Annotated in this window: 7 protein-coding genes; 4 read left to right on the top strand and 3 right to left on the bottom strand. The window is 72.5% G+C overall.

Going from position 1 to position 11,922, the window contains the following annotated elements; genetic code table 11:
• Positions 1-38: 38 nt before the first annotated feature.
• Positions 39-2,576 (bottom strand): alpha-glucan family phosphorylase, encoded by a 2,538-nt coding sequence (glgP, locus tag C1N71_RS05715; protein WP_137755528.1) that lies wholly within the window; start codon positions 2,574-2,576, stop codon positions 39-41.
• Between the two features lie 453 nt (positions 2,577-3,029).
• Between glgP and C1N71_RS05710 the strand changes: the two genes are divergently transcribed.
• From C1N71_RS05710 to C1N71_RS05700, 3 genes are read left to right on the top strand one after another with little or no spacing between them, the layout of a single operon-like run.
• Positions 3,030-5,120 (top strand): alpha-1,4-glucan--maltose-1-phosphate maltosyltransferase, encoded by a 2,091-nt coding sequence (locus tag C1N71_RS05710; protein WP_441297173.1) that lies wholly within the window; start codon positions 3,030-3,032, stop codon positions 5,118-5,120.
• Complete coding sequence (gene glgB, locus C1N71_RS05705) at positions 5,117-7,267, top strand: 1,4-alpha-glucan branching protein GlgB (RefSeq protein ID WP_137755526.1); 2,151 nt, start codon at positions 5,117-5,119, stop codon at positions 7,265-7,267. Before C1N71_RS05710 ends, glgB begins: the two co-directional genes overlap by 4 nt.
• Before the next feature lie 59 nt (positions 7,268-7,326).
• Positions 7,327-7,851, top strand: a complete 525-nt coding sequence (locus C1N71_RS05700) for a TIGR03086 family metal-binding protein (protein ID WP_137755525.1) — start codon at positions 7,327-7,329, stop codon at positions 7,849-7,851.
• Here C1N71_RS05700 and C1N71_RS05695 read toward each other — a convergent pair.
• Positions 7,845-8,792, bottom strand: coding sequence for a tetratricopeptide repeat protein (locus C1N71_RS05695; RefSeq protein WP_137755524.1), 948 nt, complete (start codon positions 8,790-8,792; stop codon positions 7,845-7,847). The genes C1N71_RS05700 and C1N71_RS05695 overlap by 7 nt on opposite strands.
• Positions 8,789-10,693 carry a hypothetical protein gene (locus tag C1N71_RS05690; RefSeq protein WP_137755523.1) on the bottom strand — a complete coding sequence of 635 codons (1,905 nt, stop codon included), beginning with the start codon at positions 10,691-10,693 and terminating at the stop codon, positions 8,789-8,791. The genes C1N71_RS05695 and C1N71_RS05690 overlap by 4 nt, the downstream gene beginning before the upstream one ends.
• A 142-nt stretch (positions 10,694-10,835) precedes the next feature.
• Between C1N71_RS05690 and C1N71_RS05685 the strand changes: the two genes are divergently transcribed.
• Positions 10,836-11,903 (top strand): AI-2E family transporter, encoded by a 1,068-nt coding sequence (locus tag C1N71_RS05685; RefSeq protein WP_137755522.1) that lies wholly within the window; start codon positions 10,836-10,838, stop codon positions 11,901-11,903.
• Positions 11,904-11,922 lie beyond the last annotated feature (19 nt).

The following is an 11,922-nucleotide window of genomic DNA, read 5'->3' as shown; positions in this document are numbered from 1 at the left end:
ACCGCCTCCCCGCCGCCGACGATCGGCTGAGCGCCGCGTCAGCCCGCGACGGCGACGAGCCCGAGCTCGGCGGGCGACGCGAGCAGCGGGTGCGACGGCACGACGCGCACGCCGTATCCGAAGGTGCCGGCGCGATCGACCTCGAGCCGCGCCGCGAACCGCTGCGCTGAGCCGGCCGCCTCCGCGTGCTCGAGCGCGAACGCGCGGGTGTCGCGCAGGTCGCCCGCCTCGGTCATCGTGCCCGCGACGAGCTCGACGGCCACGTCCTCGGGCGCGAGCGCTCCCAGCTCGACGAAGACCTGCACGCCGATCTCGTCGCCGACGACGGGCGCGCGGTCGACGCCCTCGATGTCGACGTGCAGCACGCGCACCGCGTCGAAGCCCTCCGCCACGCGCGTCGCCCAGGCCGCGAGCTCCTTCGCGGGCGCGTAGCCGCCGGCCGAGACCGCGCGCTCGGCGGCGGCCGCCGGCGCGTAGAGCTCGCGCACGTACTCCTGCAGCATCCGCTCCGCGCTCAGCACGGGGCTCAGCGTCTCGAGCGTGTGCCGGATCGAGGCGATCCAGTCGCGCGGCAGGCCGCGCTCGTCGCGGTCGTAGAACCGCGGCGCGACCTGGTGCTCGACGAGGTCGTAGAGCGCGGTCGCCTCGAGCGCGTCGCGCGTCACGGCGTCGACGCGCTCGTTCGCGGACGGGATGGCCCAGCCGTTCTGCTCGTCGTGCAGCTCGTCCCACCAGCCGTCGAGGATCGAGAGGTTGAGCGAGCCGTTGAGCGCCGCCTTCATGCCGCTCGTGCCGCATGCCTCGAGCGGGCGCAGCGGGTTGTTGAGCCACACGTCGCAGCCGGGGTAGAGCGTCTTCGCCATCGAGATGTCGTAGTCCTCGAGGAAGACGATGCGCTCGCGCAGCGCCGGATCCTGCGCGAAGCGCACGAGCTCCTGGATGAGCTGCTTGCCCTGCTCGTCCGCCGGATGCGACTTGCCCGCGATGACGAGCTGCACCGGGCGCTCGGGATGCGTGAGCAGCGCCCGCAGCCGCTCGCGGTCGTGCAGCATGAGCGTGAGGCGCTTGTAGGTCGGCACGCGCCTGGCGAAGCCGATCGTCAGCACCTCGGGGTCGAGGAGCCGATCGATCCACGCCGGCGCAGCGCCCTGGTTCCGCTCGTGCTGCCTGCGGGTGCGGGCGCGCGCCTCGGCGACGAGCTGCGCGCGCATCTCGCGTCGCACCGCCCACAGCGCGTCGTCCGACAGCGCCTCCGATCCCCAGTCGGCGCGCGTGGTGTCGCTCGCGCCGAGCACCTCGCTCGCGAGGCGCTTGAGGTGCGGCGACGTCCAGGTCGCCGCGTGCACGCCGTTCGTCACCGAGCCGATCGGCACGTCGTCGGCGTCGAAGCCCGGCCAGAGCGCGCCGAACATCTCGCGCGAGACGCGCCCATGGAGGCGCGAGACGCCGTTGGCGCGCTGCGCGAGCGCGAAGCCGAGCCGCGCCATGTTGAACACGTCGGCGCCCTCCTCGGCGCCGAGCGCGAGCACGTCGTCGACGTCGACGCCGGGCACGAGCTCGCCCGAGGCGAAGTGCGCTCGCACGAGGGATGCGTCGAATCGGTCGATCCCGGCGGGCACGGGCGTGTGGGTCGTGAAGACCGTGCCGGCCCGCACGACGCGGAGCGCCTCGTCGAAGCCGAGGCCCTCGGCGACAAGGCGACCGATGCGCTCGAGCCCGAGGAAGCCCGCGTGCCCTTCGTTCGAGTGGAAGACCTCGGGCAGCTGGGTGCCCGTGCGATCGGCGTACGCCGCGAGCGCGCGCACGCCACCGATCCCGAGCAGCAGCTCCTGCACGAGCCGCTGCTCGCCGCCGCCGCCGTAGAGGCGATCGGCGACGCCGCGCAGCTCGGGCGCGTTCTCGCGCACGTTCGTGTCGAGCAGCAGCAGCGGCACGCGCCCGACGCGCGCCTCCCAGATGCGCGCGTGCAGGGTCCGACCGCCGGGCATCGCGAGCGTCACGAGCACGGGTGCGCCGTCCTCGTCGCGCAGCACCGTGAGCGGCAGCCCGTCGGGGTCGAGCACGGGGTAGGACTCCTGCTGCCATCCCTCGCTCGAGATCGCCTGGCGGAAGTACCCCGACTGGTAGAACAGGCCGACGCCGACGATGGGGACGCCGAGGTCGCTCGCGGCCTTCAGATGGTCGCCCGCGAGGATCCCGAGGCCGCCCGAGTACTGCGGCAGCGCGCTCGTGATGCCGAACTCGGGCGAGAAGTAGCCGATCGAGCGCGGCGCGCCGTCGAGCGACTGGTACCAGCGGGCCTCGCGCAGGTAGTCGTCGAGGTCCTGCGCGAGCGCGTGGACCCTGCCGACGAACCCCTCGTCGGCGGCGAGCTCGGCGATGCGCTCCTGCCCGACGCGCCCCAGCAGCTGGATGGGATCGTGGCCGGCGCCGCGCCAGGCGTCGAGCGACACCTCGCGGAACAGCTCGCGCGTGGGCTCGTGCCACGACCACCGCAGGTTGGTCGCGAGCGCCTCGAGCGGGCGCAGCGACTCGGGCAGCGACGATCGGACGGTGAACGTGCGGATGGCCTTCACGAGTGCAGCGTAGCGAGCGATCGGATAGCACAGGCCGCGCGTCGATCGCGATCCCCGGGGGTGCTCGGCGGGCGTCCGCGCGGCTTCGATAGCGTGGGGTCCGTGGCGAAGGAGAAGCGCCGAGGCGCGTTCACCAGGAGGAAGCCCGAGGATGCGGCCCAGCCGCCCCAGGCTGCGGCACCCGAGCCTGCGCGGACGCCCGCGCCGCCTTCGCCCGAGCCGCCGGTCGCAGAGCCGCCGGTCGCAGAGCCGCCGGCGCTCGTCGAGCCGCCGGTCGCAGAGCCGCCGGTCGCAGAGCCGCCGGCGCTCGTCGAGCCGCCGGTCGCAGAGCCGCCGGTCGCAGAGCCGCCGGCGCTCGTCGAGCCGCCGAAGCCGTCGCTCGGGCTGCGCCGACCCGTCTCGGCGCCGAGGCCCGCATCGACCGCCTCGACGGCCTCCGCTCCCCTCCCGCCGCTGCCGGGGCCGGACGAGCCCGCGTCAGCAGAGCCGACGCCCGCAGAGCCGACGCCCGCAGCGCCCACGCCCGCAGCGTCTGCGGCACCGGCCGACGCGCGCGTCGACCCCCGCACCCAGGTGCACACGGGCCGCATCCCCGTGCGCGACCTCTTCCCCGCCATCCCCGGCTCGCCGCATCCGGCGAAGGCCGTCGTCGGCGAGGTCGTGCCGTTCTCGGCGACGGTCTTCCGCGAGGGCCACGACCAGATCGGCGCGACCCTCGTGCTGACGGCGCCCTCGGGCGCCGTGCACCGCGAGCCCATGCGTCTCGTCGCACCCGGCACCGATCGCTGGACGGCGCTCGCGGCGATCGACGAGCAGGGCATGTGGTCGTGGCACGTCGAGGGCTGGAGCGACGACTGGGGCACGTGGCTGCACGACGCCGAGATCAAGATCGGCGCAGGCATCGACGTCGAGCTCATGCTCGAGATCGGCGCCCGGCTCATGGAGCGGTCCATCGCCGAGGCGGCGGGACCTGCGAGCCTCGCCGAGACCGCGGCCGTGCTGCGCGATCGCACGCGCACGCCGCAGGAGCGCTGGGCCGCCGCGACGACGCTCACGATGCGCACGATCATGGAGGCGCACCCCCCGCGCGCGCTCGTCTCCGCCTCCGAGGACGTGCCGCTGCGGGTCGAGCGCCGCCGCGCGCTCGTCGGCTCGTGGTACGAGCTCTTCCCCCGCTCCGAGGGCGCGCGGAAGACGAAGGACGGCTGGATCTCCGGCACGTTCCAGACCGCGAAGGAGCGCATCCCGGCCGTCGCCGCGATGGGCTTCGACGTGCTCTACCTGCCGCCGATCCATCCCATCGGCGAGGTCAACCGCAAGGGACCGAACAACTCGCTGACGCCCGGCCCCGGCGACCCCGGCAGCCCGTGGGCCATCGGCTCGAAGGACGGCGGCCACGACGCCATCCACCCGGACCTCGGCACGATCGACGACCTGCGGGACTTCGTCGCGGAGGCCGCGGCGCACGGCATCGAGGTCGCGCTGGACTTCGCGCTGCAGTGCGCGCCCGACCACCCCTGGGTCACCGAGCACCCGGACTGGTTCACGCAGCTGCCCGACGGCACGATCGCGTTCGCGGAGAACCCGCCGAAGAAGTACCAGGACATCTACCCGATCAACTTCGACCACGATCCCGCGGGCATCGCGCACGAGACCGTGCGGCTGCTCGAGCAGTGGATCGACTGCGGCGTGCAGATCTTCCGCGTCGACAACCCCCACACGAAGCCGGTCTGGTTCTGGGAGTGGGTGATCCGCACCATCACCGACCGGCACCCGGACGTCATGTTCCACGCGGAGGCCTTCACGCGCCCCGCGATGATGCAGACGCTCGCGCAGGTGGGCTTCCAGCAGTCGGTCACCTACTATGCGTGGCGCAACACGAAGCAGGAGCTGAGCGAGTACCTCGCCGAGGTCTCCGGCGAGCAGGCGGCGTGGTTCCGCCCGAACTTCTGGACGAACACGCCCGACATCCTCACGGAGTTCCTGCAGTTCGGCGGCGTCCCCGCGTACAAGATCCGTGCCGCCATCGCGGCGACCGGGGTACCGTCCTGGGCCGTGTACGCCGGCTACGAGCTCATCGAGGACGTGGCCAGGCCCGGGTCCGAGGAGAACGTCGACAACGAGAAGTACGAGTACAAGGAGCGCGACTGGGCGAAGGCCGAGCGGCTCGGCACCTCGATCGCGCCCTACCTCACCATGCTGAACCGCATCCGCGCCGAGCACCCTGCGCTGCAGCAGCTGCGCAACCTCTCCGTGCACTGGAGCGACGACGACGCGGTGCTCGTCTTCGCGAAGCACCTCGACGGACGCTTCACGCCGTCCGGCGAGGACGACACGATCATCGTGGTCGCCAACGTCGACCCGCACTCGGTGCGACAGACGATGGTGCACCTCGACCTCGAGGCCATCGGCCTCGAGCCGGGCTCGACCTTCTCGGTGCACGACCTCGTGACCGATCAGGTGTGGGAGTGGGGCGACGACGCGTTCGTGCGGCTCGACGCCTTCGTCGAGCCCGTCCACATCCTGCACGTGAGGCGGCCATGACCACGATCGACGACGCGACCCTCGAGCAGCTCGCGAACGGCAGCCACGCGACCCCGCACGACGTGCTCGGCGCGCATCCCGACGGCGACGACCACGTCGTCCGCGTCGTGCGCCGGCTCGCGACGAGCGTCGAGGCGCTGCCAGAGCGCTCGGACGCCGTGCCGCTGACCCACGTCGGCCACGGCGTCTGGGAGGGCGTCGTGCCGGGCGCCATCGCACCGTACCGCGTGCGCGCGACCTACGACGACGGCGTGCCGCACGAGGCTGAGGACCCCTACCGCTTCCTGCCCACGGTGGGCGAGCTCGACGCGCACCTGTGGCACGAGGGCCGTCACGAGCAGGCGTGGACGGTGCTCGGCAGCCACGTGCGCGAGCATCAGGGCGTCGCCGGCACGGCGTTCGCCGTCTGGGCGCCGGGCGCACGCGCCGCCCGCGTCATCGGCGACTTCAACGGCTGGGACGGCACGGCGCACGCCATGCGCTCCATGGGCGTGAGCGGCATCTGGGAGCTCTTCGTGCCGGGCGTCGGCGCTGGCGACGCGTACAAGTACGAGCTGCTCGCCCAGGACGGCTGGGTGCGCCGCGCCGACCCCTTCGCGCGCTTCACGGAGGTGCCGCCCGCGACGGCGTCGAAGACCGGCGTGTCGACGTTCGAGTGGAGCGACGACGAGTGGATGCGCGCCCGCGCGCAGACCGATCCGCACGCTGGGCCGATGTCGGTGTACGAGATGCACTTCGGCTCGTGGCGCCCCGGCCTGTCCTATCGCGAGATGGCCGATCCGCTCATCGCGTACCTCGACGAGACCGGCTTCACCCACGTCGAGTTCCTGCCGCTCGCCGAGCACCCGTTCGGCGGCTCGTGGGGCTACCAGGTCACCGGCTACTACGCGCCGACGAGCCGATTCGGCCACCCCGACGACCTCAAGTACCTCATCGACCGCCTCCACGGCGCCGGCTACGGCGTCATCGTCGACTGGGTGCCCGCGCACTTCCCGAAGGACGAGTGGGCGCTTGCGCGCTTCGACGGCACGCCGCTGTTCGAGCACGGCGACCCGCGCCGCGGCGAGCAGCTGGACTGGGGCACGAACGTCTTCGACTTCGGTCGCAGCGAGGTGCGGAACTTCCTCGTCGCGAACGCCGTCTACTGGCTCGAGGAGTTCCACGTCGACGGCCTGCGGGTCGACGCCGTCGCATCGATGCTCTACCTCGACTACTCGCGCAGCGAGGGCCAGTGGCTGCCGAACGTGCACGGCGGCCGCGAGAACCTCGAGGCGATCTCGCTGCTGCAGGAGGTCAACGCCACCGCCTATCGCCGCTGCCCGGGCATCGTCATGATCGCCGAGGAGTCCACGTCCTGGCCGGGCGTGACGAAGCCGACCGACCAAGGCGGGCTCGGCTTCGGCCTGAAGTGGAACATGGGCTGGATGCACGACACCCTGCGCTACATGCAGGTCGACCCGATGTACCGGTCGCACCATCACCACGACATCACCTTCTCGTTCCTGTACGCCTTCTCGGAGGCGTTCACGCTGCCGATCAGCCACGACGAGGTCGTGCACGGCAAGGGCTCGCTGCTGGGCAAGATGCCCGGCGACCACTGGCAGCAGCTGGCGTCCGTGCGCGCCTACCTCACGTTCATGTGGGCGCATCCGGGCAAGCAGCTGCTCTTCATGGGCCAGGAGTTCGGCCAGCCGAGCGAGTGGAGCGAGGCCCGCGGCCTCGACTGGTGGATCCTCGACCAGCCGGCGCACCAGGGCCTGCAGCGTCTCGTCGCCCGCCTCAACCGCGTCTACCGCGAGCAGGAGGCGCTCTGGGGCCGCGACTCGGAGCCCGCGGGCTTCGAGTGGATCGACGGGGGCAACTCGTCCGACAACGTCGTCGCCTTCCTGCGCCACGGGAACGACGGTCGACCGATCGCCGCCATCCACAACTTCTCGGGCCGCCCCGTGCACGGCTACCGGATCGGGCTGCCCGAGGCGGGACCGTGGACGGAGCTCGTGAACTCGGATGCGTCGGAGTACGGCGGATCGGGCGTCGGCAACCTCGGCACCGTGCACGCGACCGACGAGGGATTCGGCGGTCGCCCCGCGTCGGCGACCCTCACGATCCCGCCGCTCGCCGGCCTGCTGCTCACGCCGGAGCGTTGACTCCGGAGCGCTGGACCCGGGGCTGGCGCACGGACCCGGATGGGTGCACCATCTCGGACATGACGACGATCGATCCCGACCTCGACGCACTGCTGCGCGCCCTCGAGCGCACCATCGACGACCTCGACGACGACGGGTGGCAGCGCCCGACCCCGTGCACCGAGTGGGACGTGGCGGCCCTCGTCGACCACCTCACGACCGATCTGCATCGCTTCGCCGCGGGCATGCGCGGCGAGGAGGTCGACGGGTCCGCCGATGCCGGCGGCGCCGAGGACCGCGCGGCTGCGTTCGGCGAGGCGGCGGCCCAGCTGCGCGCCGCGTACGACGAGGGTCACGAGGCCCAGGTCGACTGGCAGCTCGCCGAGCTCGCCACCCACGCCTGGGACCTGCGGACGGCGACGGGCACGACCACCGAGGATCTCGACGCCTCCGCGGCAGAGCGCGGCCTCGACTTCGTCACGCGGAACCTCGCCGACGACCGTCGCGGCGACGCGTTCTCCCCTGCCGTCGAGCCGCGCGCGGGCGCGGATGCCTACGAGCGGCTCGCGGCGTTCTCGGGCAGGAGCGTCGCCGCGGCTCAGTAGAGCAGCGTCGTGAGCCTGCGCCGCGCCGCGGCGACGCGCGGGTCGTCGGCGCCCACGATCTCGAAGAAGTCGAGCAGGCGCAGGCGCACCTGCTGTCGCTCGTCGCCGGTCGTGGATGCGACGAGCTCGAGGAGCCGGGCGAACGCGTCCTCGACGTGGCCGCCCGAGACGTCGAGGTCGGCGACCCGCATCTGCGCATCCACGTCGCTCGGCGCGTCGGCGGCGGCCCGGCGGATCTCGTCCGCCGAGGCACCCTGGAGCCGATCGAGCAGTCGCACGTTGGCGAGTCCCGCGATCGCCTCGCCGTCACGCGGGTTCGCGACGATCGCGCGCTCGAAGGCATCGATCGCCCCTGCGAGGTCGCCGCGGTCGAGCGCGTCGTGCGCCTCCTGATGCAGCGGCGGCAGGGGCGGCTCGGTCGGCTCGGCGGCCTGCTCCCCCGGCTCCCCGACGGGCAGCCGGCCGGTGACGCCCTCCTGCGCCGCGAAGGCGAGCACCTGCTCGAGCACGTCGGCGACCTGCGCCTCGGGGATGGCGCCCGTGAACAGCGCAGCGGGGCGACCGCCGATGACGGCCGCGACGGTCGGGATCGACTGCGCCTGGAACGCCTGCACGAGCTGCGGGTTGCGGTCGGCGTCGACCTTCGCCAGCACGAGCCGGCCCGCGTAGCCCGTGACGAGGCGCTCGAGCACGGGCGTGAGCTGCCTGCAGGGCCCGCACCACTCCGCCCAGATGTCCACGACGACCGGCACGGTGCGCGACAGCTCGACGATCTGCGCGAAGTCGGCATCGGTCACGTCGACGATGACGCCGACGCCGCCCTGCGGCGCATCGCCGTCGCCGGGCGCGGGCTGCTGCGCGGCGGCGGGGCGCGCGTGGCGCGCCGCGAGACCGGACAGGTCGACGGCTCCCGCCATCGACGCGGGCAGACGATCGGTCATCCCTGCACCTCCTGGAGGCCGACGAGCGCGTACGCGTAGCCGAGCAGCACGAGCGGCTGCTCCGAGCCGTCGTCCGACTTGGGCGGCACGTAGAACAGCGCCTGGATCTGGTACGCGGCCTCGAGGCCCGTCGTCGAGCTCTCGACCGGCGAGAGCGCCGCCTGCGCCCCCGCACCGGGGCGCACCGTGACGCCCTCCTCGTTCGGGATCGACGTGGTCGTCTCGACGAACGACGTCGCCACGTACGCGCCGCCGTCCGCGTCAGCGACGAGGACGACGGGCGCCTGCTCGTCCTCCTGGTCGGCGAAGCTCACGGTGACGGTCTGGCTCGTGTCGGCCGCGAGCGTCTCCTGCTTGTCGTCGTATCCGACCTGCTCCTGCAGCGAGTCGTTCTCCGCCGGGAATCGGCTCGACCACGACGAGTTCGTGCCGTTGATGAGCACGTCGCCGTAGGCGAGCGCCACCTGCTCGGGCGGCATCTCGAGCAGCGGCGTGTTGGCTGGCAGGCCCGGTGCGCCGATGTCGGCGGATGCGCCGGTGAGCTGGTTGCCCGACTGGAGGCGGTACTGGTACACGAGCCGGTAGTCCTCGCGCGGGCCCTCCTGCACGAAGACGAGCGCGGACTGCGCCTGCGACTCGTCCTGCCATCCGACGACGGCGAGCACGGACCGCGGCCACACCTCGGTCTGCTGCGGCAGGAGCAGTTGGATGTCGCCGTCGGGGATGCCGGTCGCGGCGGCGACGCTGGGATCGACGCCGCGCACCTGGTAGTTCACGGTGCGCGCCTCGAGCTGGGGGCCGCCGAGACGCTCGGCGACGAGCGTCGCGTCGAGGCTCGCGTCGGCCTCGGCCACCACCTCGCGGGTGTCGTCGAGGATGCGCTCGAACTGCCGCACCGTCACGGCGGCGGGCGGCAGCGTGTCCTCGAGGCTCGTCGGCTCGGGGCTGCCCGACGGCGAGGCGGAGGGCTGCGCGAGATCGGGCCAGTACTGCGGACCGCAGCCCGTGAGCAGGGCGGCGCCCATCGCGATGGGCACGACGAGTCGCACGCGGCGCAGCGTCGCATGGCGCGTCGTCGTCGCACGGCGCTCGGCGCGCCGCGCCTCGTCGGCGCGGTCGCCCGACGTGGGCTCCTGCGTCGACGCCTCGTCCTGCTGAGTCGCGGATGCGTCGGTGGACGGCTCGCTCGGCGCGGCCGGCTCGATCGCGTCCTGCGGCGGCGCGACGGGCAGGCCGCGCTGCGCGCCGCGACGGATCTCACGCCGCTCGCGGCGCGAGGGCGCCGGCGAGAGTCGGCGCTGCGGTCCACGCTGCCTGCGGTGTCGACGCACGGCGAGCAGGAGGAGCAGCAGCGCGAGCGCCGCGAGCACGAAGCCCGCCGTCATGAGGGGACCGAAGAGCGGCATCGAGCGCTCGTTGGGCCAGTCGACGCGCACGTCGCTCGGCGCCGCGGCCGTGCCGTCGGAGACGATGGCGACCGAGTAGTCCAGCGGGGCGGCCAGCTCGAGCGTGATCTCGTCCTCGCCCGTCACCTCCTGCACCCACAGGTCGCTGCCGGCGATGGCGGGCACCGTCGCCTCCCCGCCCGTCGTCGCGTCGAGCACGAGCTCACCGTCCTCGTCGACGACCATCGAGTGATCCGCGTCGCCGATCCAGCCCAGCACGTCGCTCGTGCGGCCCACGACGGCCGTGATCGGGCCGTCGCCGGCGATCGTGATCGCCTGCCGCCCGTCGTGCGTGGCGAGCACGTCGCCGCCGAGCACGAGCACAGGGGTCTCGACGGCCTCCTGCAGCTGCTCGGTGATCGTCTGCGGCGGTGCCCAGATCGTGCGCTGGCCGACGGCGAGCGCGAAGCAGGCCACGGCGAGCACGAGGCTGACGACCGAGAGCAGGTATCGCATGCAGGTTCCCTCCGCGCGGCGACGGGTGGGTCGAGCCGCGCACGTCCGACCATCCAGGGTACCTGTTCGGTCGCGGCCCCTTCCAATCGGTGCTCGCTGGACGTGCGCCGGACGTTCGGCATGCGGCCCCTATGCTGGCCGGATGAGGGTGAAGGGTGCGTTCCAGATCGGCCTGCTCGGCGGGCTCGGCGTGCTGCTCGCGATCGCGATCGCCGCCGCGGTCGGCCAGGTCTCCTCGGTGCTCGTCTACGCGTTCGCCGCGATCTTCCTCGCGCTCGGCATCGATCCGATCGTGCAGTTCCTCACCCGGCATCGCTTCCCGCGCTGGCTCGCGGTCCTCACGGTCATCGTCGTGATCCTCGGCGCGTTCACCGGCATCGTCCTCATCGTCGTGCCGGTCATCGTCGACCAGTTCTCGACCCTCGTGCAGGGCATCGTCCGCGCCTTCCAGGACGGGCTGCTCGAGGACGTGCTCGACTGGGCCCAGCAGACCTTCCCCGGCATCGACTGGCAGGGGATGATCGACGACACGCTCTCGGCGCTGCAGGATCCGAACACCTACGCATCGCTGCCGCCGCAGCTCGGCGGCATCGTCACGACGATCATCGGCGCGATCGGGGCCACGGCCGCCGCGATCTTTGGCGGCTTCATCGTGTTCGTGCTCATGCTGTACTTCATGGGCTCGCTGCCCTCGCTGAAGTCGGCGATGTACCGCCTCGTCCCCGCCTCGAAGCGCCCGACGTTCATCCGCATCGCGGAGGAGATCATGACGTCGATCGGTCGATTCGTGACGGGGCAGTTCACGCTCGGCCTCATCAACGGCGTGCTGTCGTTCGTCATGCTGTCGATCGTCGGCTCCGAGCTCGCCGCCGTGTACGCCTTCATCGCCTTCCTCGCCTCGACGATCCCGCTCGTGGGCACCATCACGGCATCGGTCGTGATCTCGCTGCTCGTGCTGCTCCTCGACGGGCCCGCCACGGCGCTGCCCGTGGCGATCTACTACGCGGTGTACATGCAGGCGGAGGCGTACTTCATCAGCCCGCAGATCATGAACCGCGCCGTCAAGGTGCCGGGCGTCGTGGTCGTGCTCGCCGCCCTCACGGGCGGCACGCTGCTCGGCATCCTGGGTGCGCTCGTCGCGATCCCCGTGGCCGCCGCGATCCAGCTCATCCTCAAGGAGGTCGTCATCCCGCGGCAGGACTCCCTGTAGCCGGATGCACCCGGCCGAC

Source organism: Agrococcus sp. SGAir0287 (assembly GCF_005484985.1).
In the GTDB taxonomy this organism is placed as follows: domain Bacteria; phylum Actinomycetota; class Actinomycetes; order Actinomycetales; family Microbacteriaceae; genus Agrococcus.
The sequence above is the reverse complement of the archived record's forward strand: the minus strand, read 5'-3'. Positions and strand labels throughout refer to the sequence as shown.

What these genes read in the sequence shown, in the direction of transcription:
- glgB (WP_137755526.1), top strand. Translation starts at nt 5,117, where the DNA reads ATGACCACGATCGACGACGCGACCCTCGAGCAGCTCGCGAACGGCAGC.
- C1N71_RS05700 (WP_137755525.1), top strand. Translation starts at nt 7,327, where the DNA reads ATGACGACGATCGATCCCGACCTCGACGCACTGCTGCGCGCCCTCGAG.
- C1N71_RS05695 (WP_137755524.1), bottom strand. Translation starts at nt 8,792, where the DNA reads ATGACCGATCGTCTGCCCGCGTCGATGGCGGGAGCCGTCGACCTGTCC.
- C1N71_RS05690 (WP_137755523.1), bottom strand. Translation starts at nt 10,693, where the DNA reads ATGCGATACCTGCTCTCGGTCGTCAGCCTCGTGCTCGCCGTGGCCTGC.
- C1N71_RS05685 (WP_137755522.1), top strand. Translation starts at nt 10,836, where the DNA reads ATGAGGGTGAAGGGTGCGTTCCAGATCGGCCTGCTCGGCGGGCTCGGC.